This window comes from Pseudoalteromonas sp. ECSMB14103 (assembly GCF_000813065.1).
GTDB lineage: Bacteria > Pseudomonadota > Gammaproteobacteria > Enterobacterales > Alteromonadaceae > Pseudoalteromonas > Pseudoalteromonas marina.
Genome location: NZ_JWGY01000013.1, coordinates 81,539 through 106,469, shown reverse-complemented (window position 1 = coordinate 106,469; position 24,931 = coordinate 81,539). Strand labels below are relative to the sequence as shown.

General features: G+C 40.5%; 21 protein-coding genes. 11 read left to right on the top strand and 10 right to left on the bottom strand.

Translation table 11 applies throughout. From position 1 onward, the window contains the following. Positions 1-18 precede the first annotated feature (18 nt). The 8 genes from RF53_RS17280 (at position 19) to RF53_RS17245 (ending at position 7,320) form a co-directional block, all read left to right on the top strand. A complete protein-coding gene (locus RF53_RS17280) occupies positions 19-444 on the top strand; it encodes a hypothetical protein (RefSeq protein WP_039038395.1) in 426 nt (141 codons plus the stop codon). A gap of 8 nt (positions 445-452) precedes the next feature. Next, on the top strand, positions 453-653 hold the full coding sequence (locus tag RF53_RS17275) for a helix-turn-helix transcriptional regulator (RefSeq protein WP_008127823.1): 201 nt from the start codon (positions 453-455) through the stop codon (positions 651-653). 139 nt (positions 654-792) lie between these two features. Beyond that, a complete protein-coding gene (locus tag RF53_RS17270) occupies positions 793-1,956 on the top strand; it encodes a hypothetical protein (protein ID WP_010557712.1) in 1,164 nt (387 codons plus the stop codon). Between the two features lie 282 nt (positions 1,957-2,238). Beyond that, the gene (locus tag RF53_RS17265) at positions 2,239-2,925 is read left to right on the top strand and encodes a TorF family putative porin (protein ID WP_006794238.1); all 687 of its coding nucleotides are present in this window, start codon (positions 2,239-2,241) and stop codon (positions 2,923-2,925) included. A gap of 521 nt (positions 2,926-3,446) precedes the next feature. After that, positions 3,447-4,160 (top strand): YIP1 family protein, encoded by a 714-nt coding sequence (locus tag RF53_RS17260; RefSeq protein WP_039038394.1) that lies wholly within the window; start codon positions 3,447-3,449, stop codon positions 4,158-4,160. Positions 4,161-4,215: 55 nt separating this feature from the next. After that, positions 4,216-5,382: an efflux RND transporter periplasmic adaptor subunit gene (locus RF53_RS17255; RefSeq protein ID WP_039038393.1), complete on the top strand. Its 1,167-nt coding sequence runs from the start codon at positions 4,216-4,218 to the stop codon at positions 5,380-5,382. Continuing rightward, positions 5,382-6,089: an ABC transporter ATP-binding protein gene (locus tag RF53_RS17250; RefSeq protein ID WP_006794234.1), complete on the top strand. Its 708-nt coding sequence runs from the start codon at positions 5,382-5,384 to the stop codon at positions 6,087-6,089. The genes RF53_RS17255 and RF53_RS17250 overlap by 1 nt, the downstream gene beginning before the upstream one ends. Continuing rightward, positions 6,082-7,320: an ABC transporter permease gene (locus RF53_RS17245; protein WP_006794233.1), complete on the top strand. Its 1,239-nt coding sequence runs from the start codon at positions 6,082-6,084 to the stop codon at positions 7,318-7,320. Before RF53_RS17250 ends, RF53_RS17245 begins: the two co-directional genes overlap by 8 nt. A gap of 13 nt (positions 7,321-7,333) precedes the next feature. Here the strand turns inward: RF53_RS17245 and RF53_RS17240 are convergent, their stop codons facing one another. The 4 genes from RF53_RS17240 to RF53_RS17225 form a co-directional block, all read right to left on the bottom strand. Further along, positions 7,334-7,663 carry a Bor/Iss family lipoprotein gene (locus RF53_RS17240; RefSeq protein WP_039038392.1) on the bottom strand — a complete coding sequence of 110 codons (330 nt, stop codon included), beginning with the start codon at positions 7,661-7,663 and terminating at the stop codon, positions 7,334-7,336. Continuing rightward, positions 7,660-7,971 (bottom strand): Bor family protein, encoded by a 312-nt coding sequence (locus RF53_RS17235; protein ID WP_010557717.1) that lies wholly within the window; start codon positions 7,969-7,971, stop codon positions 7,660-7,662. Before RF53_RS17235 ends, RF53_RS17240 begins: the two co-directional genes overlap by 4 nt. 170 nt (positions 7,972-8,141) lie before the next feature. Beyond that, the gene (locus RF53_RS17230) at positions 8,142-11,720 is read right to left on the bottom strand and encodes an ABC transporter permease/M1 family aminopeptidase (protein WP_039038391.1); all 3,579 of its coding nucleotides are present in this window, start codon (positions 11,718-11,720) and stop codon (positions 8,142-8,144) included. A 9-nt stretch (positions 11,721-11,729) separates the two neighbouring features. Continuing rightward, on the bottom strand, positions 11,730-12,611 hold the full coding sequence (locus RF53_RS17225; RefSeq protein ID WP_008130025.1) for an ABC transporter ATP-binding protein: 882 nt from the start codon (positions 12,609-12,611) through the stop codon (positions 11,730-11,732). Positions 12,612-12,798: 187 nt separating this feature from the next. Between RF53_RS17225 and RF53_RS17220 the strand changes: the two genes are divergently transcribed. Then, positions 12,799-13,476, top strand: a complete 678-nt coding sequence (locus RF53_RS17220; RefSeq protein WP_039038390.1) for a nitroreductase family protein — start codon at positions 12,799-12,801, stop codon at positions 13,474-13,476. Here the strand turns inward: RF53_RS17220 and RF53_RS17215 are convergent. The 3 genes from RF53_RS17215 to RF53_RS17205 are packed head-to-tail and all read right to left on the bottom strand — an operon-like array spanning position 13,469 to position 18,115. After that, a complete protein-coding gene (locus tag RF53_RS17215) occupies positions 13,469-14,542 on the bottom strand; it encodes an efflux RND transporter periplasmic adaptor subunit (protein ID WP_039038389.1) in 1,074 nt (357 codons plus the stop codon). The genes RF53_RS17220 and RF53_RS17215 overlap by 8 nt on opposite strands. After that, positions 14,532-17,807, bottom strand: a complete 3,276-nt coding sequence (locus RF53_RS17210) for an efflux RND transporter permease subunit (protein ID WP_039038388.1) — start codon at positions 17,805-17,807, stop codon at positions 14,532-14,534. The genes RF53_RS17215 and RF53_RS17210 overlap by 11 nt, the downstream gene beginning before the upstream one ends. Before the next feature lie 5 nt (positions 17,808-17,812). Then, a complete protein-coding gene (locus tag RF53_RS17205) occupies positions 17,813-18,115 on the bottom strand; it encodes an ArsR/SmtB family transcription factor (RefSeq protein ID WP_039038387.1) in 303 nt (100 codons plus the stop codon). 131 nt (positions 18,116-18,246) lie between these two features. On the opposite strand from RF53_RS17205, the gene RF53_RS19320 reads away from it, so the two are divergent. Beyond that, positions 18,247-18,435: a YgaP family membrane protein gene (locus RF53_RS19320; protein WP_006794224.1), complete on the top strand. Its 189-nt coding sequence runs from the start codon at positions 18,247-18,249 to the stop codon at positions 18,433-18,435. Positions 18,436-18,440: 5 nt separating this feature from the next. Further along, complete coding sequence (locus RF53_RS17200) at positions 18,441-18,785, top strand: rhodanese-like domain-containing protein (RefSeq protein WP_039038386.1); 345 nt, start codon at positions 18,441-18,443, stop codon at positions 18,783-18,785. Between the two features lie 81 nt (positions 18,786-18,866). On the opposite strand, the gene RF53_RS17195 is transcribed toward RF53_RS17200, so the two are convergent. The 3 genes from RF53_RS17195 to RF53_RS17185 form a co-directional block, all read right to left on the bottom strand. Beyond that, positions 18,867-19,748, bottom strand: coding sequence for a hypothetical protein (locus RF53_RS17195; RefSeq protein ID WP_235420637.1), 882 nt, complete (start codon positions 19,746-19,748; stop codon positions 18,867-18,869). Continuing rightward, positions 19,735-20,280, bottom strand: coding sequence for a PH domain-containing protein (locus RF53_RS17190; protein WP_039038384.1), 546 nt, complete (start codon positions 20,278-20,280; stop codon positions 19,735-19,737). The genes RF53_RS17195 and RF53_RS17190 overlap by 14 nt, the downstream gene beginning before the upstream one ends. A 346-nt stretch (positions 20,281-20,626) precedes the next feature. Then, positions 20,627-24,931, bottom strand: a complete 4,305-nt coding sequence (locus RF53_RS17185; protein ID WP_039038383.1) for an alpha-1,6-glucosidase domain-containing protein — start codon at positions 24,929-24,931, stop codon at positions 20,627-20,629.

Genomic DNA, 24,931 nt, shown 5'->3' with positions numbered 1-24,931 from the left:
TATTACAGGATGAATACTATGAAACAACAAGATATTAAAACAGAAGAACAATTTATGAGACAAAATATATGGTTTTGTATAAGCGCTGGCGTAGTTTGTTTACTTCTCAGTGTTTACTCACTAACTAACCATAATATAGAAGAGATGATAGTTGTTGGAATGAGCGTTTTATTTTATATGGTTGTAACTGCTATTTTTATGATTAAAGCAGACTTCCCATTAAAAATGTATTTTAAATATGCATATAAAGATGAGTTTCTAAACAACATTGACATTAATGCCTATAAACATACAAGTTTTGCATTTGGATTTTGCCTTATCGCCGTTTTTTATAAAAGCGATGAAATACCTAGCGAGGTTTCGCATGCAACTATGGCAATACTTTATCTCAGTATCATGCTTTTGGTATATGGTGCTTCATTACTTTGGCAGAGCCGTGATTAGGAGTCAAAGTGCAAAATAACATAGCAAAATTTCGTAAAGAGGCAGGGCTTTCGCAGCAAGAACTTGCCGATGCTATAAGCGTATCGCGTAAAACAATAAGCACTGTAGAAACAAATCGATTTACGCCATCGGTCATTATAGCCCTTAAAATCGCAGCTCATTTTCACGCATCAGTTGAAAGCCTCTTTATATTAGAAGAGACTGATTAATAACCGAGCTGGTTAGATTACCCCCGATTTTAAACACCATAATAATGCAGCGCGCAGGACAGCGCTGTTGTTATTAGTGTATTTGAGCTAAAATAAACAATGCTAATACATATATATAAATCCGGAGTATCTACAAGGCATGAAAAAACTGCTAATTTCACCGTCAAAAATGACACTAGGCGAGCAAGAAAATCAAATCTATCAGAACATTCTGAAACAATCTTCAGAATTAAGCCTTAACCTTATGGCCGTGAAAGTAGAAAACCATCCTGATGATTTTTTACCTTGGTGTTACGAGCTATTAAACGCAAGCAGAGACCGTATTAACTACGATTTACTTGAGCCGCAACAGCTACCTGTTCTTAAAAAACTGCATGATCAGCTTATTTCGGCTATCAGCTTTTTACAAGTTAAAACGCTTCGTGTAGCCCCTTGGCCTGTGGTAAGTGTATTTATAGAGCAACACAAAGATGTTATTGCACTTGATGAACAACTTCGTTTAGCAAGTTACGTAAAAAGTATTCGTGAGCAATCATTAAAAGACATGATCCCTGAAGACCTTCTTGCTTTTACTGGCAAGCATATGGCTTCACTTGATCCAAGCACTTACGATTTTGATGTTGAGTGGTTTGCATCAACTAAGAGTGCTAAAGTTTTCCACCAACTCATTGGTGATTTACCGGGTGCGTTTGATGAAGCACTGGCTAATATTCCTCTTGAAGGTGACATTACCCATTACGAGTACCAACAGTTTGTAGCTGCTTATAGCAAAATATTTACTGATAGCAGTGAAAAGCCAACACTTGCTCCGGCAACAAGACTACTTGCAATGCGTCGCCCTGATATTTTTACGCCAATTACAAATAGCCGTTTAGACGCGTTATGCTCAGCGCTTGCGGTTACTAAACTCAAAAATAGTGATTTTGAGCGTTACTGGCAAGATATTGTAAAAGGCATTCAAGCTATGTCATGGTACAAAATGGCAAATGCTTCAAATGAACTAGAAGAGCAATTAGTGTCAATTAAAGCGCTTATTCCGTGCTTCTTTTACTACGCGGATAACAAAACACCAGATAGCTCTAACTATATTAAATTACTTAATAAACCAAAGCGTAGCACCACTAAAACGGGTAAAACACAACGCAGAGGTAAAGAGTCTGCTGAAATTTTAGTTGACCGCGCTTTGGCTGCCGATGATATTCCTGAGCATATTCGTAGCAAACGCGACTCAATAATCAGCGAAGTTCAAAAAGGTCGCAGTGTAAACGAAACAATTAGTCTAATGCGCACCATATTTGGCTAAATAATTCTAAACAAGCTGTACTTTCATGGTGCAGCTTGATTATTTTATGCACCAGCGATGTGCGATAGAATATTTCTTCCTCATAATCTAAACCACCCACCCCAAACGCAAGCCATTGTTAATAAATAATAAAACTTAAATCTTAAACAAAATAAATCAAGCTGGCACACACAGTGCAATTCTATTCTCAGTTAAACAATAAAAACGCATAAATCAAAAGGCTACGGTACTTCATAATAAAAAGCCTTCCTATGCAAAAAATCATATAACGGGAAATGGAACATGTTAAAACTAAAAAAAACAATCGCTTTTAGCGCCGTGGCATTAATGGCTGCAACGTCACTTACATCAACAGCAGTAAATGCTGAAGTATCTGCGAATGTAGCAGCTACCTCAAATTACTTATGGCGTGGACAAGAACAAACTGGCGGCGACGCTGCTATTTCTGGTGGTATTGATTACGCTGACGAATCTGGGTTTTATGCTGGTACATGGGTATCTAATGCATCTTGGGCTGACGAAATGACCTACGAGCTAGATTTTTACGCAGGCTTTGGTGGCGATATTAGCGAAGGTGTTAGCTACGATGTAGGTTACATTTATTATGCTTACCCAGACGCGGCATCAAGCGCAGATGCTGATTTTTCAGAAATTTACGGTAGCATCAGTGTTGAAGGCTTTACCTTTGGTGCATCAGTGCTTGCTACTTCTGCTGCAAGTGGCGACGGTACAGACTTTGGCGACTCACTTTATTTGACAGCTGATTACGGCTTTGCCGTAGGCAGCAATGGTACAGAAATGGCTTTACACATAGGTCATTATTCTGGCGATTTTATTGGTGACGAAGACATTATTGATTACGGTGTGTCTGTATCAAAGGATGGATTCACATTTGGCGTATCAGACACTGATATGGACGAGTCAGATGTAAAAGTTTACGTTGCTTACGCTGTAGACTTCAGCCTATAAACAAACATGTGTTACTTGCTGCAACTGAAGGGCCATTTGGCCCTTTTTTTTATACTTAAGCAAATTTGTTTAAGTATTCATGATTGTATAACTGGAAGGCAGGTTCTTACTATATTAGGTTAAATTGGACTTTTCAAAGCTTAGCCTTTTGATTATTAAGGACAGTAAAAATGAAACCGAAAGTGGTGATAAAAAACTAAAAGCATTGTATATCGCAACAGATAACCCTAGCGGTCTTAGTTTATCTGATAGCTAATTAAATAAATGGCTGTATTTGCATTAGATACAGCCATAACAACGTGATTATTAAGCTCCACTCCTTATGGCTCAATCATATTAAAACCACTTCGCAACTATAGAGCTTAACAATACGTCTTTTATTAATTACTTTTATAATGCCCACCCTTGTTAACAATCGGTTACAATTGAATAAAATTAGTACATACTTTTTCCTATATTATTAATCTATCCATTGGTATCAAGTGTTTACCAAATCACATATAGGTTATTAAGGAATAATAATGAAATCACCTAACGCATTTAGCGCCCTACTCGATATTTACATTAGCCCAAGCAAAGCTTTCAATGGTGTTGAGCACGCCAAAGGTTGGTCATGGCTTGCTTTTATAGCAATCTCTTTAGTTTCAATGGCGAGTATTTATATTTTTTATTCTACCGTTGATATGCAGTTTTTGATTAACGAGCAATTTGCAGCTGCAAGTGTTGATGCAACAATTGGCGAGCAAAAAATGATTCGCCAAAGCATTGAACAAAACGCCGGAATACAAGTATGGGTTAGCATGATATCAATCGTATTAGGTACTGCAATCATAGCCGCGATAATGGCTGTGTATTATATGCTCATTGCTAAATTAGACCCAGAGTCAGAGCACAGCTATGGTGCTTGGTATGGTTTTACTATTTGGACAATAATGCCAAATATTGTTCTGAGTTTAGGTACGATAGCGCTTGTACTTAGTGCAAGTACCGATCAAATATCTCAAACAGCAGTATTTAACTTTGATTCAATTAATCAGCTTGTTGTTGGGTTAGAACCTAGTAGCGCATTTTATACATTACTAGAATCATTAAAGCTAAGTAGTCTTTGGGGGATTGGACTAGGAATGGTTGGCTTAAAATGTTGGACAAATTTTTCAACAAATAAAGCGTTACTTTTCTCGGCGCTTCCAACACTTGTTATTTTTGGTATTTGGGCAATTATTGCTGCAATGTAATTAATAAGCAGAGGTATTTTACCTCTGCGCTACTTATTCACGGACAGATGTATATATGAAAAAAGCAATAATAATAACGATAGCTATAGTCGCTTTTGTAGGCCTAATCGTCTCTAAGCAGGTGACCGGTGATAAAAAGCAAGCCCAAGTGAATATTGCGCAGGTTGAGCAAGGGAATATTGCTGATTCAATCATGGCGTCGGGCAATCTAGTTTTTAATACCCAAGTGCAATTGCGCTCTGAGGTAACTGGTCGTGTCAATAAGGTATTTGTAGAAGAAGGGCAAAGCGTTAAGCAAGGGGATATTTTAATGCGCCTTGATACAACGGCCTTCGAATCAGAAGTAAACCGAAACCAAGCCGTTCTACGCGCTACCGAAATTGAAATAAAACATAGCCAAACTCGCCTTGCTAATTTAGAGCGCCAATTAAAAAGGCAAAAAGAGCTATACGATGTTGGATTAGGAAATCAAGAAAGCTTTGAAAATATCGAAAGTGCTCGCGATCTAGCAAAAATAGATATCGAATCACGCAAAGAGTCATATAACCAAGCGCAAGCGTCGCTTCAAATTGCACAAGATCGCCTAAGTAAAAGTGTATTTAGAGCGCCAATGAGTGGCTTACTGGCATCGGTTAATATTAAAGAAGGTGAAACAGTTATTGCAGGCACAACTAATATTATTGGTTCAGACCTTATGCTTGTTGCCGACCCTAGCGCTATTTTAGCAGAGCTTAGAGTTGATGAAACAGATATAGCCAGCATAAAACTAAATCAACAAGCTGATATTTATGCCGCAGCCTACCCTAACAAACCATTTAGCGGCAAAGTGATTAATATTGGTACATCAGCTAAAAACCAACCAGGTTCGCAAGGGCTTTCTTTTAGAGTTAAAGTATTATTAGACCCAACAGATCGCCAACTTTATGCGGGTATGAGTTGCCGAGCAGAAATTGCCACCAGTATTGCCGAAAATGGTTTAAAGCTCCCTATTGAAGCAATACAAAAAGAAGAGGGTAAAACCTTTGTATGGCGCTTAAATAGCGATAATACCGTAAGTAAAGTAATAGTAAGTGTTGGTATTTCGTCTGACATTGAGCAAGCTATAACAGAGGGGCTAAGCAAAGGCGATAATGTGGTTATTGGCCCCGCTCGACCAATTAGCAAGCTGCAAGAAGGCGATGTTGTTTCACTTAAAAATGACGCAGACGAGGAAACACTATAATGTCTGCGGTAATTAAGTTAGAACACATTAACAAACAATATGTAATGGGCGAGCAAGTATTTAAAGCGTTAGATGATGTAAATATCGTCATGAATGAAAATGAATACGTAGCCATTATTGGCCCTTCAGGCTCAGGTAAATCAACTTTAATGAACTTACTTGGCTGCTTAGATACACCCACTAGTGGCGATTACTTTTTAAAAGATAAGCTTGTAAAAAGTATGACCGAAACCGAGCTTGCCCATCAACGCAATGAGAGCGTCGGATTTATTTTCCAAAGCTTTAACTTACTGCCTCGCGCATCTGCACTTGAAAATGTAATGCAGCCCTTGGTTTATCGTTTTATACCCGCAAAACAACGCAAACAAAAAGCACTTGAAGCATTGCAACGCGTTGGTCTTGGCGACAAAGTTGATCACCTATCAAGTCAGCTTTCGGGTGGGCAACGTCAACGTGTAGCCATTGCTCGCGCATTAGTAACTAAACCACATATTTTACTGGGGGATGAACCCACAGGTAATCTTGATAGCAAGACCACAGCAGAAATAATGACCTTGTTTGATGAACTGCATAATGAGGGGCACACTATTATTTTAGTAACCCACGAGCAAGAAATTGCAGACCATTGCCAACGGGTTATTCGCTTGGTAGATGGTAAAGTAGTGAGTGATGTAAAAAAAGGCGAAGGAGAAAAACAACATGTTTAAATCTGCCATTGCCATTATGGAAGGAACAAAAGCAGCATTAATGGCTATTAAGGCCAACGCAATGCGCAGCGCATTAACCTGTTTAGGTATTATTATTGGTGTTGCAGCCGTTATAACTGTGGTTGCAGTAATGCAGGGCTTTACTAAACAAATTAACGATCAACTTGCTGACATGGCACCCGATGTAACCTCAATCAAACCATTTACAAGCATCGAGCAAGAAATGGTTGGTAAAAACGCAAAACTGACTTATTCCGATTTTCTAACACTAAAAGCACGTATAAAAGAAGCCGAAACACTGACCGCACTTATGTTTACGTGGCGTTTTTCTGGTGGAGCTGAATACGGAAATAAAAGCCATTCATCACGCGTGATGGGAACCGAACAAGATTACCAAAAAGCATACCGCACGTTTCCAGAATTAGGCCGCTTTATTCGCGCGGAAGATGACGAAAAACGCCGTCGGGTTGCGTTCATTGGTCCTTCTATTATTGAAAAGTTAAATTTACCCGATAACCCCGTAGGCGAATATATCAAACTTGGTGGCGAATGGTTTAGGATCATTGGAGTAGCCGAAAAACAAGGTAGCTTATTTGGCTTTGATCAAGATGATTATATAAATATTCCGATCAGTACCATGAGCGCGTTAGAGGGTGCTAGCAGCACGAGTAACGTGCAAATAATGTTTAGACTTAAAGAAGGGGTCGATGAAGAGCTTACTTTAGCTAAAATAACGCGTATTTTACGCCAATTACATAAATTAAAAGACGGTGAAGAAAACGACTTTGAATTTGAAACCGCTGAAAAAGCCCGTGCTAATGTTGATAAGTTTACAGGTAGCGCCACGGCAATCACTGCTGGTATTGTTGGTATAAGCCTTGTTGTAGGGGGGATTGGCGTAATGAATATTATGCTGGTATCGGTGACTGAACGTACCCGTGTAATAGGCACTCTTAAAGCATTGGGCGCAACACCCGGCTTTATTATGCTACAGTTTTTGGTGGAAGCCGTAGTGCTATCGTTATTTGGCGGACTAATTGGCTTAGCTATAGGTTATGGTGCTGCCGCATTGATTTCGTTTATGGTTCCCAGTATGCCGGATGCTTACATACCTGGTTGGGCTGTGATGCTGTCGTTCGGTTTTACGTCACTTATCGGTATTATATTTGGCTTAGCCCCCGCTATTAAAGCGGCAAGGCTAAACCCTATTGAAGCACTACGATACGAATAATCCGCATCAATCTCTACTCAGCTTTAAAAGGTACCTTAGTGCAGCTCACTTCAACTGTTTTAGGGTACCAAGCCGGGCCTATCTGATTAACTACAACCTCCGCTACTCCATTACTAAATGACTTATACGTGTGCACCGTTTGCCATTGTCCTTGTGGACAATGCTCACTTAAGTCAACCGCATCAGATCCCTCATACAAAGCTAAAGCAAAATTATGATGCCACTGAGAACTATTGTGCGACTGGTTATTAACTTTTTCAGGTACACCATTATCAAAGTAAATATTTGTGCAACCAGTTAACATAGCAAAAGTAATACTGCATAAAATTAATTTAAGATTCATAACGCCTCCTGCGTATTTTGCTCTTCACACCATACCTTTATGGTATGTGGTGAATAAATGCCTAGCGTAATTAAACCCAACGCACCATCGCTAAATGTTTGTTGCGACTGCATTTGAGCCGCTTGTGTATCTGTACAAATCTGTTTTACATCCACACGTTCCTCTCCTACTAATCCCCATAAATAAAATGGACGGCTATCTTCGTAGGTCGCTTTACTTGTAATTTTTGCGATAGCGTGTGGCTGTATGGTAACCGCAGAACAGGCGCTTAAGCCTAATACTACAAACCCCATTATTAATGATTTCATGTTTGTCCTTACTTGGTACTTACTTTCAGTAAATAAACTTTACAGTAAACCAGTAAAATAATGAGTAAAAAGCTGTGCGAAAAATGTAGCTAACCTTACAGATTTCAAACAGTTTTTTACACAAAAAAGGCCGCAAAATTGCGGCCTTTGAGTAAGTTTAGTTTCAGCTATTAAAACTTAGCCAAATTATTTACATTGTCTTTATCAACCAGTTTTACGTACGGATCTACCCCTGCAAATAAAGGTTTTTCTTTTACCTTTAACTCAATGATATTAGTGCCCGTTACTATTTGGTGTTTTTGTGAGTAAATCACAAAATCTTCAGCGAGTAGGTTTTCAGGATCGTCACTAAACAACACAATATCAATTAACTCGTCGAGTGGCTGTTCTGTTTCTTCACCTTGACCATCAGCACGTTGCTTAACAGCTTCAACGTTTAACGTAACGCTATAAAAGCCATCACTGTCGGCTTCGTCTGAAATTGAAACCTCTTTCATTTCTAGCTCATACAAAGTGATATATTTAAACTGATCATCAATAAAGCTTTGCTCAGCTTGCGTTGCGTCTTGTTTTAAATAACTGAGTAAATCAAGCGTTGTTGGGTATGGCATTGATTGGTATCTAAACTCATTTAAAAATGCCTTAAGGGCAGCGTTTAAACGTTTTTCACCTAAGCGATCATAAATCGCCATCATCACCACAGATCCTTTATTGTAATGAAGGTATTGCTGGGCTTGTGTTTTATATAGCGGCATTTCTTCAAACGCTTCTCCAGTGCGGCCCATTAAGTACCTATCTAACTCGTATTTTAAAAACTTACGTAGCTTTTCTGGGCCAAAGCGTTTTTCAAGCACCATAAGAGCACTGTATTGTGAAAGCGTTTCAGACATAACTTCACTCCCCTCTACATTGGCGCCTGATACTTGATGACCCCACCATTGATGCGCTACTTCGTGTGCAGTTACGTAATAAGGCAGGTCAATTTTACTTTCATCCCTTGAGTCTGTAACAAAACCAATGCTTTCTGAATAAGGAACAGTATTAGCAAAACTTTGCGCAAATGAGCGATAGCGAGGAAATTCAATAATACGTAATTGCTTATGCTGATATGGGCCAAATGCTTGTGTAAAATAATCTATCGAGTCTTGAACCGATTCAATCATGCGGTCAACATTCCACGCATGACTTTTATGGAAATAAACCTCAATATTTACACCATTATGCTCAACTTTTTTACTTTCCAGTTCGGCCGACTGCACCGCATAAAAGTTTATAATAGGTGCATCCATTTCATAAACAAAGGTTCGGCGCCCATCTTTTACGCTTTCACTTTGTAAATAACCAGGCGTAATCGCAAATTGCGATTCATCGGTCGTTACCGTTGCTTTAAAATTAATAAACCCCGTGGCTTGACCAAAATCACTTTGTGTATAGTACTGGCTATCTTCAAGTTTATTTGCTCGTTCTAGCTCAGGTAAATCATGTTTACGGCGCTCAAATTTATCAGCCACCTGTAAACTACGGTTGTAACCAAAATTGGGAAAGAGCTCCCAGTTATTAATAAACGTGCCATTAGCCACTAACTGTGTATCGGAGCCTCTATCGGTAAAGCCGGTATGCTCGCGAGTGACAGACAGCTGCCCTTCTCTTATTTCGTTTGGCATAAGGGGCTGATCAAATTCAAACCATGCAGAATAAAGCGCTGGTAATTTTTCAACAATTTTACCGCCAGCCATCGTTACATCCCAGCTTTTGGCGTGTTGCGGTGAACTTATTAACACTCGCGAAATTGGCTCATTAGATGTATTAGTAAACTTAATTTTTGCAACTGCACTCAAAGCACGCTTTTTAGGATAAATATCAACAGTTAAGTCTACATCTGTCACCATAGGCACGGCTAAATCTTTGTATTGTGCAAACTGTTTTTCATAGCTTACTTGCTTGTCTTGAAACGCATCACTTGTGGTAAATTCGTTTAAAACACGCGTATTGTAATAAATGTTATAACCTGCACCAACAAACACCAGTGCACTAACACAAACAATTACTTGCCCCTTTAACGACATATTATAACGAAGCATAGACAGGCGTGTACGCAGCGTTTGTGAAGGTCCTCTATGCCATAACGCAAATCCTACAATAGCCAAAACAAGACTTAACGCGCCCCAATACAATGTGTACCAATGCGCTGCTTGCAAAAAGTGTCCATAGCCGTTTATATCAGAGTACGGTACGCTACTGCTTTTCGAAAAATGATACATATGGTGTTCAAATCCATACGAATCCATTACCATTTGCACTATGTAGTACAAAATAAATAACCCCATTCCTACGTATTTATTTGGGCTAATAATTTGTAAAAAGAAGGCAAGCACCGTAAGCATAATTAACGGTAAAAGCGATAAATAAACAATCCTGAATAAATACTGCCCTAACTCTAAATTAAATTGCCCTTTAAATAGCTGCACTGTAATTGTTAGTATCATTCCAACAAGAAACAAGCCTGAAATAGCTGTTATTAACGCCAGTATTTTTGATACCCAAAAAACGCTGTTGTGTACTGGAAAGCTGTCAACAATATCGCCCATACCACTTTGACGTTCTCGCCAAACAAGCTCAGCGCTATAAAAAGCGATAATAACAAACAAAAATAAACCCGAAATACCGCTAATAATATTGACCATATTCGCGGTAATTGGCCAGTTAGTTGTACCGTAAGCACCAATGGGCGCAAACAGCGGAATCATAAGCGTTACAATACTTACACCCGCTAAAATCATAAATGGCGCGCTAAATATAACTTGTTTAAGTTCAAATATACTGCGCATTATTAACTGCGATTGCGTACTCGCTCCTGCAGACTTGTAATTTTTAGCATTATTAATCAGTGCAGCTTGTTTATTTTGCACAAATGCAGAGACTTTAAATTGCTTTTTCTGTTTTTTAGCTACTATGCGGTTACTTAATTTTCCAAGGCTAAAAAACATAGCTAAGCCCAGTACAATCCACAAAATACGGTTAACTAACAAATCACCGCTGAGAGTGAGCACTTCTGTATTTTTATCACTCACGGTCCAGTAACGCGTCAAATCAATTAAAGACCCTAGCCCAAATGGGTCGGCGTAAACAACTATATTTCTAAATGCTAAATCATCAAAATAAGCACTGGCGATTTGATAAGCGATAAAAATAACAACGGCTGCTACATACACCGACATCATGGTTTTAAAATAGACAGCCACGCTGTTAAAAATAGCCGAAAGCACCAGCAAACTGGGTACTGCAATATAAAAATAAGGTGCGGCGTAATACACAAACTTATTTGGACCTACTAGCTCACTATCGAGCCACCCAACTGATAAGCCAAATTGCGACCCTAAAAGCACGCCTAACGGCACGGTTAAAAATACAACCAACACCACTAAGTAAGCACCAAAAAAACGCCCAGTTTGATAAGGAATAGGATTAACAGGCTTACTAAAAACCAGTTCATCCATTTTAGTTTCACTATTTCTAATAGCGGAGCTGGCAACAAAGTTAACTACCAAAAACATCGCAAATACACAAAATGTAATGGTCAACATCATAATTGAAAAAGGCGAATTCATATGTACATTAGCGCCGCCTAGCGGAAATTTGCTAGAAGAGCTGATAAAAAACGCCATAAAAAAGAACATTAATGAAATGATATAAAACGAAGGCTGGCGCACAAAATAGCGCAGCTCAAACGCGAGCATATTAAAAAACATAACGCCTCCTTATGCTACTTGGCTATTACGATGATTGAGCAAAGTAGAAAAGTACACGTCTTCTAGGTTTGCATGGCTTGATTGAAAACCTTCAGGGGCTTGTTCCGCTAATACATGCAATATGGTTTGCCCAGCAAATAAGCGTTTAGAAATAACAGGTAGCTGTGGCTCAAGCTCTTGCGCTTCTTCTTGGCTCATGGCTTTGCGCCAAATTTGGCCTTGCAGCTTGTCGGTGAGGGCAATCGGGTTACCCTCTAATAAAATTTTACCACCAGCCAGTACCGCCATATTAGGGCATAGTTCAGCCACATCTTCTACTATATGGGTTGATAATATAACGACTTTTTGCTCGCCTAAGCTTACTAACAAGTTATGAAAGCGATTTCGCTCTTCAGGGTCTAGCCCTGCGGTTGGCTCATCAACGATTAGTAAATCAGGGTCGCCCAATAACGCTTGAGCAATACCAAAACGCTGGCGCATCCCGCCCGAAAAGCCACTTACCGCTTTTGAGCGATGTTGATATAAATTAGTATGTGCTAGTAGGCCTTCAACCGACTCTTTACGCTCCCCTTTATTATGAATCCCCTTTAAAACAGCCATATGGTCTAACAAGTCGTAAGCACTAACACGCGGATAAACACCAAAATCTTGTGGAAGGTAACCTAAACGTTGGCGCAGTGCTTGTGGGTCTTTAAATACATCAATACCATCAAAGGTAATTGCCCCCGCGTCGGCAGATTGTAACGTTGCAATAGTACGCATTAGCGATGACTTCCCGGCACCATTTGGCCCAAGTAGCCCAAACATGCCTTTACCTATTGATAAATCAACACCTTGCAGAGCGTGCACGCCGTTGTCGTAGGTTTTTGATAACCCTGTTATTGATAGCATTTTTTACTTCCTTGAATTGTAAGTATTATTTTTATACTGTTTTATACCACATTAAAAACGGGAACATAAGTTACGCTGTGGCCAACTTTGTAACAATAAATAAACAGCAACACACTCTAATAACACTTGCTAAGAAGTGAGCCTCTGGGTATAAAAACCACACACCATTGATAAGAAGCGAAAAGCCATGCAAGAACATAAAAACCAGCCATTGACCGATTTTATAGAATACTCACACGATGAAATGTTAGCCCGTGCAAATGAATTTTTACAAACAAGCCAGCGCCGCCATAGCATTCGCAGTTTTAGTGACCGCCCAGTGCCAAAAGAGATTATCGAAACCTGTATAAAAGCAGCGGGTACAGCACCTAGTGGTGCAAACCACCAGCCTTGGCATTTTGTGGCTATTAACAGTAGCGATGTAAAAAAACAAATACGCGACGCGGCTGAAAAGCTAGAGCGCTCTTTTTACGAAGGGCGAGCAGGCGAGGAGTGGCTGGATGCATTAAAACCATTAGGGACTGACGCTAACAAACCCTACTTAGAGCATGCACCTTGGCTTATTGCTGTGTTTAGTCAAAAAAAGGGCGGCGTGAGTACTGACGATAAAAATACAAATTACTATGTGCATGAGTCTGTTGGGTTAGCAACGGGGTTTTTAATACAAGCTCTGCACCGAGCAGGCCTTGCAACACTTACTCACACCCCAAAACCTATGAGCTTTTTAACAGACATTTGTGGCCGCGATAAAGATAACGAGCGCCCTTATATGCTATTAATTGCAGGCTATCCGGATGAGCATGCAACAATACCAATGCACGCCCTAGATAAAAAATCGATTGATGAAATAGCCAGTTTTATTTAATACCGTGCAAGGGGGAATAATCAATAGCAAGTACATCTCCCTCTTTAAGGCCAGCAATTACATGGTGCTTGTTATTAACCATTGTACCTAACCTTACGAAACGTTTAACTGGCGTTTCTTTTTCTAGTACATACACCATGTTTAATTGCCCAAACTCATGTACCCAACTTGGCTCAATTAAAATACCTTGAGCGCTTTTTGTAGGCAACTGCAACTGTGCGTAAAGCCCAGGAATTAACCCTAACTGTGCATTCGTGTCTAGGCGAATAAGCAAGCTACGCGCGCTATTGTCGGCAACAGGGACTATCTCGCTTACTACGGCAGGTGTTGTTATTGCCAAAGGTGGAAGGGCCACATTTAAGCTATCTCCGAGTTTTAATTTTACAGCTTGTTGTTCACGCACATTAAATTCGAGCTGTAATTGCAATGGGTTATACACAGTAATAAGTGGCTTACCCGGTGTGGCGGTGTCGCCGGGCTCGGTTAAACGTTCAACCACAACCCCTGAAATGGGCGCTATAATTTGAGTATAATTTAGCGCCACTTTTGCTTGTGCTTGCTGCTGCTGAGCGGCGGCTAAATTAGCAGTGAGATTATCAAATTTAGCCTTAGCATCATCCAATTCACTAACAGACACCAACCCCTTAGCATTTAAATCACTCACTCTAGCTAATTGCTTTTGAGCTTGCGTCAACGATGCTTTCACCGCGTTAATATTCGCGTCGCTTTGTGCTAACGCCGCTTTAAAATCATCTTGCTTGAGGGTAATAAGTAAATCGCCTTTAGTGACCTTATCGCCCGCTCGTACTTTTAGCTGCTCAACCTGCGCCATAACATTTGATGAAATTTGCGTATTTTGTTTAGCAATTACACTACCCGGTACCTGCTCAATACCGGTGATGCTTTGCAGCGCAATGGTGACGCGCTGCCCCTGATAATTACTTTGCTGTGATTCTTTTAAACCAGCCGTTTGTTGGTCAGAAAAGCTGCCTGCCATGTAAAGCACAGCCATAATAATTACCAATAAAGCGATTAAAGCGCCGATTAGTTTTGATTTACCCTGCATGCGCTTCACCCTCTGAACTTGCAAACACTAAATAATAAACAAGTGGCACTACAAATAACGAAAATACAGTAGACGCCACAATACCAAAAATTATCGCAATCGCGAGCCCGCTGAATACCGGGTCAAGTGTGATTACTAAGTTACCCAATAAAGTCGTGCCTGCGGTTAGTAATACAGGGCGCATGCGCACTGTTCCAGCAGCAACCAGCGCATCTTTTATAGCCATACCTTGGCCTCTGGCTTGATTAATAAATTCGACTAAAATAAGCGAATTACGAACCACAATACCAGCAAGGGCAATCATCCCAATCATTGCTGTGGCGGTAAATAATACCGGCTCAGGAGCGCCAGCTATAGCACGTTCACCAAACTGATTTAATAACCAAAAACCTGGCATAATACCTATCACCGTGAGCGGAATAGCCGACATAATAATTAGCGACAAGCTCGCAGATTGTGTTTGAACACGTAAAATAATAAATATGGCACTAAGTGCAAAGGCAAATGTAATTCCCATATCCCTAAACACATCTATGGTAATACGCCACTCACCCTCACCACTAAAGTTGGCATGAGTGCCTTTAGGTAATTGCCATGGTGCAGTACCGCCATTGTTAAAAAAGTGGCGGTTTATCCACGGTGTTTTTTCAAAATAGTTAGGCTCGGCGTTAAAATCAGCATTTACGTCTGCAATAACCTCTGCTGGCGTTCGCCCGTTTAGCTCAGCCATAACATAAATTACATCGCGTTGATCTTTACGAACCCGAATGTCAGCAACCTGATGTTGCGTAAATTCACCTAATTCTGAAAGCGACACTAATGGCCTAGGTGCACTTTGTAAGCCAAATTCATTACTGGTTTTAGCTAAGTCTCTATCACCCCTGACTTGCAGTGCAAGTAATTGCGAAATTTGATTACGCTCGCTGTATGGTAACTGTAATTTAATATCAACAGGCTCAGTTTCAGAGCTTACGTAAAGTACACCCATGGTTTCACCTTGTGTTGCAACACTTAACGATTGAGCAATATTTTGAGTAGAAATTGCACTGATTGCCGCTTTGCTCTTATCGGTTACAAAACGCTGTAAAGGTGAAGGTGCAGCCATAGAGGTATCCACTTCGACTACGTGTGGCTCTTGCTTTAAACGTTCAGCTAATTGTTTAGCTGCTTGGTAATGAGTTTGCTCATCAACAAAATCATCTCGGTAAACCTCAGCAACTAGAGTACTTAATACGGGTGGACCAGGAGGCACTTCAACAACTTTTATTACTATGCCTTGTTTTGCTAAAGGTGCGAGCTGTTTACGTAAGCGCATAACCACAGCATGTGATTGATGCTCGCGCTCAGACTTATCAATCAATAACACTCTTAGCTCTGCTAAATGTGTCGCTTCACGGCGATAATAGCCACGTACCATGGCATTAAAATCCATACTTGAAGGCTTACCAACGTAGGCTGCTATTTCACTTACTTCGTTTAATTGCCAAGTGAGTGTTTGCACTTGTTTGGTGAAGGCCGCGGTTCTTTCTAAATTTGTGCCCTCTGGCATGTCTATTAATACTTGTAGCTCATTTTTGTTATCAAACGGTAATAGCTTTAAAGGCACTAAACGCATCACTGGTAGCATGGCACTAATAATAAACAAAATTAATGTGCCCCATAATACCCATTTTGCGCGCTGCTTTGAGACGAGCAGTGGGCTTAATAACGTTTGATAAATACTGATTTGGGGCTCAATTTCAGTGTGGGTATCTGTATTGGGCTTGAGTAACTTCATCGCAAGCCATGGCGTTACAAAAAACGCCACAATGGTGGATACCATCACGCTGATTGGAACGTTAAATGCCATAGGTGCCATGTACGGCCCCATCATGCCAGTAATAAATGCCAGCGGAATAAATGCCACCATAATCGTTAAAGTTGACATAAGTAACGCACCGCGAATTTCGCTCATTGCGCCAACTATTTGCTGCCTTTTGCTGCCTTTTTTATTTAAAAAGCGGCTTATATTATCAATGCCTGTAATTGGGTCATCTACCAATAAACCTAACGATAAAATAAGTGCAAATAACGTTACTCGGTTAATGGTATACCCAAACGCAAAATCCAGTGCCAGTGTAATGCCATAGCAAATAGGCACCGCTAATCCAACAACAATGGCGGGGCGCCAGCCCAAAAACACCCCAACAAATATCACTACCGTAAATACTGCAAACACTAAGCTTGATGTTAGATTATTTACTTTTTCATTGGCGGTTTGTCCGTAATCTCTTAATACCGAGTAGCTCACTTCTGGCGGTAAAAGCGTGCGTGATAACTCGGCCATCATTTGATGAACATCGTTTGCCACCGCCACGGCATTCGTGCCTGTTTGCTTAGCCACACTTAATGTGACCATGGGTAACTGTTGAGCATTAGAAGATTGTGCAAGCCATTGGTAATGTTCGCTCTCGCCAGGCCCGTCAATCACGCTTGCAATATCAAGTAAGTAAACGCTCTTACCGTTTACTACATTCACTACAAGCTGCTCCACTGCAGACTTATTACGTAAAACGTCACCCGCTTGCAAAGCTATTTTTTGCTGACCATTTACAACACTGCCTAATTGCGTAAGTTGATTAGATACACTTAATGCATAAAGTACATCGCTTATAGTCGTTTGGTGAGCAGCCAACGCGCTGGCGTTTAAATTAATAGTGAGCGTGCGTTTACGCCCAGCAATCACTTTTACCTCGCTGGTGTTTTCAATACGTTGTAAAGCACTCACAATTTCGTTTGCAAATCGTGTTAATTCGTAATCGCTATAGAGTTGTGGATCTTTGCTGTAAAGCCCAAGCATAACAATGGGAACATCATCGACCTCAATGGGCCGAATTTGCCAATTTTTAATAACAGAAGGCATTGTATGCTGGTAACTATTAAGCTTGGCGTAGGTATCTAAAATAGCTTGTTCGCGATCATGCCCCACCTCAAACCTAAGTGTCACCACGCTAGCGCCAGTTTGTGTGGTTGAATAAATATGTTCAACACCGCCAAGCTGGGAAAGTAACTTTTCAAGAGGCTGAGTCACCAACCGTGTCACTTCGGGCGCTTCTACATTAGGAGCCGATACATATATATCAAGCATAGGCACCACTATTTGCGGCTCTTCCTCGCGAGGCGTTTGTTTTAAAGCAAACAGACCAAACAAAATTGATAACACAAAAATAATAACCGGAATACGACCCGTTAAACTGCTTTTTACTGCGTTATCAATCATGTTCATTACCACTACCCCTTACAAAACAAACCATACAATGTGCCTAAAAGATGAATAGCATTCTGATCAATCACACGGTAATAAATAGTTTGCCCATCACGGCGAGTAGCAACAATATTCGTTTTTCTAAGGGCAGCTAAATGCTGAGAAAGTGCCGACTGCGCTAACGGCACCGCTTCATTAAGCTGTGTCACACTCATTTCGGTATCTTGCAACGAACATAAAATCATTAAACGATTTTTATTAGCTAAAATTTTTAATAGCTGCTCTGCTTGCTCAACGTTCCCCGCCATAGCAGTAAAATCAATATTCATATAAAGCTCTAATAATCTAATGTGATCGCAGTATAAATTGTTACATTAGAAAAGTCTAATATTAGGATTTACTAATATATAAAATACGATTATAGTAATTAGGTATTTAACTGGATAAGTGACCGACTATAATGAAACTCAATAATGCGCTTCGTCTGATCGCTGGCATAATGATTGTGATCTCAATTTTATTACAAACCTATCACGATCCTAGGTGGGTATATTTTACAGTGTTTATTGCCCTAAACTTGATGCAATCGGCTTTCACTAGCTGGTGCCCTATGATTACACTACTACGCAAATTTGGCGTTAAGGAATAAATATAATGCTTACTTCTATCCCCGATTTACTAAAAGTTATTACACCTAACCAACGACGTATCGACGCTGAACAAGCAAAACAAGAGATTAGCGAAAACAAGGGCTTACTTATTGATGTGCGCGAACCCGCAGAACATGCTACCAATCCTGCTGTAGGCGCTATTAATATTCCGCGTGGCTTACTTGAAATGAAGTTGATGGAAATAGAAAAAGACGCTTCCCGCCCTATTTATCTGCACTGCGCTAGTGGCGCACGCGCCACATTAAGTGCTGAAGCAATTACACGTATAGGATATGAAAACGTCACCGTTATTACTTGTAACGCAACGCAAGTGTGTGAAGCTTTTTAATTATGGTAAACCCAAATAATTAGGGCCTTAGTTAGTAGACTCGACGATAAAAATCGTCGAGTCTACTGATTCAAGTTGGGCTTAATTTGTTTGAAAATAAAAGCGCGTTTCTGTTATTTTTTCAATAGTGTCATACTCTAAGCCCATGTGGTTATACTCACCCTGAGTTGGTATGCTTGAACTGTAATTAACAACAACACCCCAATGGTTATCACTCACTCCTCCAAAAATTATGCTCATACTTTTGTCATCATTTTTAGTGATAGCAGCAACATTATAAGCATCCATTAACTCCCTAACTTGCTGAGTTTCTGCTGATAACTTCATTAGCTCTTCATTTTCACCTAACTTAAAAACTTTATAATTAGCTGAAGGAACAAATCCCGCATACTTAGAAGGATAATAAGTAACAAGTTGAGCTGGCGTGAAAAATGTATTATTTATTCGATAAACAAACATGTCAGTTTGCTGAATAAGATTAAGATCTTTTGACTGATTTAATTTAATAAGCTCATTTATCGTTACTCTTAAAAAGTCGTCAATTAAGCCTAACCGTTCTTCCTTACATGCTTGTTTTTTACATATCGTAACATTAGGTAATTTGGAGAGTTGTGTCTTATTAATATTTAAAAAATTGCGCCCTAAAACACCTAAATTAAAGTTTGCAAACGCTTGTTTATCTTTCTCACTTTTAAATTTAGTTGGGTGAATATCAAGAAAACTAAAAGGATAAAATAACGGCAGATACGCTAGTGGTAAATCACTTTTAGGTAATATATCTCCAGCATGCTTTAGCAATGCTCTATATTCTGTGTCTATATCCTCATTAAAATAAGGAGGCATACCACCCGCCTTAATAGCCGCCGCATTAATCAACAAACATAAAAACAGTCCATATCTCAGCATATTTTTTAAGGCCCTTATTAAGTGCTTTTTTGTATAGCAAAAGCTATTTTTTCTCATTAATTAGCGTAACAAGCATGTTTTCTATGTTTTTTACGCTATAGGTAAGTGCACGTATTAGCTCTAGTTGGCTTTGCGGGCTTTCTTCATTTGATGATATTGCTGGTGTGCTCGCGGTTAAGTTATCTTTTTGCTCAAGTATGGCTTCTCTGAAGTCACTGGCATTTTCAACACCAAGTAATGACACCAATGCACCGTGGCCAGACTGCCCTGCTGTTTCAAAACTTAAACGATACAGCCCAAACATGCGCATTATTGGGCCTTGACTTAGGCCTACATCGGTTATTTTTTCAAGTGGTATTGATTTTTCTTCTTTAAAAAATATCCCGCGTTTTACAACGAGTTTTTGCGTGAGTAATTGTGCCGACATAGCCGCCAATATTCGCCCTCCCACCAGCCACACAATCGCCAAAACAATAGGTAATAGCGGAATGGTCACGAGTGCTAACACACTAAAAAAAGCGGCCATTAGCATCCAATATTGCTGCACTTTGGGGTCGAAAGTTGCGCTTTTTAAAACGAGGTTATTCATAAATTTATCCTTAATTTAATGAGAGCGTATACCCTGTACTAGGTCGTTTTTACGCCTTTAGATACTTAAGTTACGTGAACCGTAACTTTAATGCAATTTAACTTCTTGCATTGAAATAAATTGTCACACTTCCTTTTATAATCTCCCTTTAAACAAAAAATATCTTCAACCTCAGTTCTGAACTGGCTTCACTTTACATAAAGTTTATTTTTGCATTAGAACGCGAATACCATGGATTAACACCCGTTTTTAATATGCTTTTAATTATGTATTAGTGAGGCATTAATTAGGCATTAAAAAAGCCGAGCAGGATTATGCTCGGCTTAGGTCTGGGAAAATATAACTGCTACTGTTTATCTATAAGTATGCTCACATTTTCTCTATCTGGACCTATTACCTTGAATGTGTAAGTACCTTGTTCGGTAATATTTAATGCTATATTGGCACCTATGGCTTCGAGTGAAGTAAGCTCACCAATGGTGGCTACAGGTGCATCACCTGCTCCGCCATAATCAACGGTACTCCAATCTTCAGACGCTACTTTAAACTCATAGTCGCCCGCTTCTAACTCTATGGATGTAGAGTAAACCGCATTACCCTCGTACATCAGTGGGTTGTCTGTTCCCCATCCATTTAAACTGCCGCGAATAAACACCGGTGTTTGTGCAAACATTTCAGCGTTAAGTACTTTGAGCGTTACATTATTTAAATCACTGGCATCAAATACAAACTGGTATTCACCTTGCTCGGCAATATCTAAGGTCATATTTGCGCCCGCAACCGATAACTGCTCTGCTGTGCCTATCATCACACTTGCATCCCCCTCGCCAGAGCCGTAATCAACCGTGCTCCAATCTTCTGACGCTATTTTAAATTCATAGCTTGCAGCGCTCGGTGTTTTAGTAAAGGTGTAAATGCCTTTACCTTTATAACTTAGCTCATCGGTTACTCCCCAGTCATTAAGCGTACCGCGCACATAAATAGCGGTGCCTACAAATGGCTCTTCGTTGAATAAAGTAAGCGTTGGATTTTCAGGGTTTGAAGCATCAAGCGAAAATACATAGGTTGCATCAATGGCTGCATTAAAGGTCATATTGGCACCTGAGCGCGTTAGTGGCTCACTTTGGTTTTCTACAACGTCTTTATCGGCATCAGAAAGCGCACCAAAATCAACCGTAGACCAATCTTCTGAGGCAATTTTAAATTCGTAATCGCCAGCACTGAGTGCAATTGCTATACGGTATTCACCTTCGCCAATATATTCAAATGCATCACGTGTGCCCCAGTCGTTTAACGTACCACGAACAAACACAGCGTTGCTGCCATAAGGTACTACATCAGGTGCGCCTACGGTTGCATTTGCACTTAAACCAGTACCTTGGCTCTCACCTTGGTTTTTAGCAAAAACAGCTAACGTATAAGGCGGTACAGTGAATGTGCCTTCGTTATCGCCTTCGGCAAAATTGGCGCTGGCCATGCTTGCATCAACACTGTTTTTTAATACGTCATGTAATTCAAAACCCGCTGCAGTGGCAATAGTATGGCTAAGAGTTTGCTCGGTTGCGTTAATTATCACGACAAGCGCATCAAGTGCTGGGTCTAAGTCTGTGAGTTCTTCACCATCATCAATGCTCATTACAATTAAGCCGTGCTGCTGGTTTTTACCCACATTGTGAAATCCGACACGGTCGATAACATCTTGTTCCGTTGTTAATCTAAATAACGGGCTTGCGCTGCGGATAGCCAAGAATTCTTGAAATACATCACCTGCATAAGCTATGTCTTGCGGCATTGCCTGTGCATCTGCATTAGCAGAGATAGGCATAATTTCAGACCATTTTTCTTGGTTCTTCTCTGCGTTTGGTAAACCAATGTTCCAGTTATTATTCTCTTTGGTTAAATCAACAGCATTAAACCAATCACCGGCATTATAGCTATCACGGTCCATTGACTTAGAACGCAGTAAATCAGCGCCCAATTGCATAAATGGGATGCCTTGGCTCATAAGTGGAATCGACAATGCCACATTGTGCGCGCGCACACGTTGCTCAATACTCATGCTTGATGCATGTTTGTATTGCAACTGATCCCACAGCGTTTCGTTATCGTGTTTTGATACGTAATGAATGCTGTCGGCAGGGTCAAGTGCATACGCCGTTGGTTGAGTGTTCCAAGTAAAGCTATTACCTTTAGATGAATTACCTTTAAAGTCTTTTAAAATGTAATTTTGTAAGTTGCCCGCCAGCGATAACCGTAACGTGTCTTGTTCGGCTAGGTTGCCATCTGTCGGGTTATTGCTAAACATTGCACCACCACGCACGGCTTCACGAATACGGTCGTTAAATGTGCCTACCTCTGAGCCTGCCATATCAGCTTGTTTAGCTTGTGTGAATAAACGATTGTTGGCTACTTCACCAAAATCCCAGCCCTCACCGTAAAAATAGTTGTCAGGGTCAACGGCTTGCACGGCTTCACGCGCAGCTAATATTGATGATTTAGGCATATGCCCCATTACATCAAATCTAAAACTGTCGTAGCCAAATTCACGCGCTAAAATAACCATTGAATCAGTAACAAACTTATCCATCATTACATGCTCTGTAGCTGTGTTTTCACAACAGGTTGAGCGCTCTATTTCACCACTTACTTCGCTATAGCGGTGGTAGTAACCTGGTACTAGCTTATCAAATACCGACTTATCCCAAATACCCGATGATGTTGTATGGTTATAAACCACATCCAGTACAACACGAAGTCCTACTTCTTGCAGTGATTGCACCATAGCGCGTGTCTCAACTACACGAGCAATGCCATCGCTGCTTGATGCATACGAGCCTTCAGGCGCAATAAAATGATGAGGATCATAACCCCAGTTAAAGCCATCTAAATCACGCATCGCACTGGCTAATGCTTGTGCATCGTCTGAGCCAGGTAGGTAACTTTGCATAATATCGACAATGGTGCTGTTTTTATCTTCGATTTTACATGCATCAGCTTCATCGTTAATACGCTCACATAATTTACCTAAGGTGTCTGTAATTTCCACACGCTGTGAAGCATCTTCTTCAATGGTGCCAATATCAGTCACTGGCAGTAAATGAAAGTGTGTTAAGCCTTTATCTGCTAATTGCTTAAGGTGCTGCATTGGCACGCTTTCAAGTTCAGTGAATGCAAGGTATTTACCACGGTTTGCTTCGCTTACTGATTGATCACGCACACTAAAATCACGTACATGGCCTTCATAAATAACCGCATCTTCTGGGTTAGTAATCGTAGGCACGATACGCTCATCCCAGCCTTCTGGTTTAGTGTCTTCATCGGCTAAATTAATCAGCTGGCTGTATAAGCCATTGGCAGATACATTGAGTGAGTAAGGGTCGGTACTCCATAGCGACTCTATTTGCTGAGTCAGTGGGTGGTAAACATCAAAATTAAAGCGATAGTAATGGCGGTCATATTGCGTATCTAAACTTACTTGCCAAATACCTGTCTGCGTATTTAATGTCATTGGCGTGGAGTGCACTTGTGTTTTTGCATCATCAAACACGTTTAGCACCATGTTATTCGCGGTGGGTGCCCACACAGCTACATCAATCGTGTTATTGCCATAATTTACGCCAAGTAATGCCTCGTTAGCATCGTCTTCGCCTTGTGTGTAAAGGGCATCGAGTGCTTTAGCGGTTTGTACAAAGGTTGCTTCTAGTAGCTTGCCATCGGCATCGTAGCCTGCAACAACAAGCTGTTGCTTTATAAGCTGCTTTGCAGCGTCTGCATCCCAACTACCTTCATAAGCAGTCCAATCCGTTAAGTGTGGTACTTTTGCAGCTTGCTCATCAGTTAACTCGCTTGCAGTCAGCTCAACGGTTTCACCATTTAGTCCAGTGTCTAAATCAACCACCAAGTCAGCGGCTGCTGAAGAATGTAACTTAATGATTTGTGTAAGCTCATTACTTGGCTTATACAATACTGTATTTAAATCAATCCAATGTGCTGATGCACCATCTATCGCCACCGGACGTTCGCCCAAGCTTAAAATAGGGTATTCAAACACCGAAGGCTCACCATGAATGGTAAAGTTCATACGCTGAAACTTTTCATCGTCTTGCATAAGCGGCATGGTTAAATCAACATCACCAAACGCTTTACCAGATCCTTCGGTGCCAATGTGCACAATAAAGTTAGCACACTCGTTATAACCTTCTTTGAGGTCAATTATCCAGTAGGCACCGTAGTTTGGGTCAATCCCATCGTATTCATGGCCGTTAGCCCAATCGCTCGTGTCAAACGGAGGTGCGTAAGCATCACACACATCGTTATTCCACGAATGTAATCGGTAACCTTCGTAGTTATCGTCGGCTAAACGGTTATAAAATAAAACTGCCTCACCTTCACCAGCAAATACAATAGGATCAGGCAATGTTGAGTCGGCGCCCACTACACAGCTTTCGTTTTTATCATCCGGTACAGTAGGAGCTGCACACGTTATAGGCTCAGGGTCCACACATTGCGAGCCTGCTTCGTTTGGTACTTGTGGCACATTACAGGTTAAAAGCTGCTGCCCCGACTCAACTTCATCTGTCCCACCACATCCTGCTAATATCATTAACCCTAAAGCTATTAGCAAATATTTAGACATTGTTATAATTTTCAT

Excerpts from the sequence above, each read along its gene's own strand:
- RF53_RS17210 (WP_039038388.1), bottom strand. The coding sequence starts at position 17,807 with ATGAACATGATTGATAACGCAGTAAAAAGCAGTTTAACGGGTCGTATT.
- RF53_RS17265 (WP_006794238.1), top strand. The coding sequence starts at position 2,239 with ATGTTAAAACTAAAAAAAACAATCGCTTTTAGCGCCGTGGCATTAATG.
- RF53_RS17220 (WP_039038390.1), top strand. The coding sequence starts at position 12,799 with ATGCAAGAACATAAAAACCAGCCATTGACCGATTTTATAGAATACTCA.
- RF53_RS17255 (WP_039038393.1), top strand. The coding sequence starts at position 4,216 with ATGAAAAAAGCAATAATAATAACGATAGCTATAGTCGCTTTTGTAGGC.
- RF53_RS17245 (WP_006794233.1), top strand. The coding sequence starts at position 6,082 with ATGTTTAAATCTGCCATTGCCATTATGGAAGGAACAAAAGCAGCATTA.
- RF53_RS17205 (WP_039038387.1), bottom strand. The coding sequence starts at position 18,115 with ATGAATATTGATTTTACTGCTATGGCGGGGAACGTTGAGCAAGCAGAG.
- RF53_RS17250 (WP_006794234.1), top strand. The coding sequence starts at position 5,382 with ATGTCTGCGGTAATTAAGTTAGAACACATTAACAAACAATATGTAATG.
- RF53_RS17225 (WP_008130025.1), bottom strand. The coding sequence starts at position 12,611 with ATGCTATCAATAACAGGGTTATCAAAAACCTACGACAACGGCGTGCAC.
- RF53_RS19320 (WP_006794224.1), top strand. The coding sequence starts at position 18,247 with ATGAAACTCAATAATGCGCTTCGTCTGATCGCTGGCATAATGATTGTG.
- RF53_RS17240 (WP_039038392.1), bottom strand. The coding sequence starts at position 7,663 with ATGAATCTTAAATTAATTTTATGCAGTATTACTTTTGCTATGTTAACT.
- RF53_RS17190 (WP_039038384.1), bottom strand. The coding sequence starts at position 20,280 with ATGAATAACCTCGTTTTAAAAAGCGCAACTTTCGACCCCAAAGTGCAG.
- RF53_RS17280 (WP_039038395.1), top strand. The coding sequence starts at position 19 with ATGAAACAACAAGATATTAAAACAGAAGAACAATTTATGAGACAAAAT.
- RF53_RS17185 (WP_039038383.1), bottom strand. The coding sequence starts at position 24,931 with ATGAAAATTATAACAATGTCTAAATATTTGCTAATAGCTTTAGGGTTA.
- RF53_RS17260 (WP_039038394.1), top strand. The coding sequence starts at position 3,447 with ATGAAATCACCTAACGCATTTAGCGCCCTACTCGATATTTACATTAGC.
- RF53_RS17270 (WP_010557712.1), top strand. The coding sequence starts at position 793 with ATGAAAAAACTGCTAATTTCACCGTCAAAAATGACACTAGGCGAGCAA.
- RF53_RS17215 (WP_039038389.1), bottom strand. The coding sequence starts at position 14,542 with ATGCAGGGTAAATCAAAACTAATCGGCGCTTTAATCGCTTTATTGGTA.
- RF53_RS17195 (WP_235420637.1), bottom strand. The coding sequence starts at position 19,748 with ATGAGAAAAAATAGCTTTTGCTATACAAAAAAGCACTTAATAAGGGCC.
- RF53_RS17200 (WP_039038386.1), top strand. The coding sequence starts at position 18,441 with ATGCTTACTTCTATCCCCGATTTACTAAAAGTTATTACACCTAACCAA.
- RF53_RS17235 (WP_010557717.1), bottom strand. The coding sequence starts at position 7,971 with ATGAAATCATTAATAATGGGGTTTGTAGTATTAGGCTTAAGCGCCTGT.
- RF53_RS17230 (WP_039038391.1), bottom strand. The coding sequence starts at position 11,720 with ATGTTTTTTAATATGCTCGCGTTTGAGCTGCGCTATTTTGTGCGCCAG.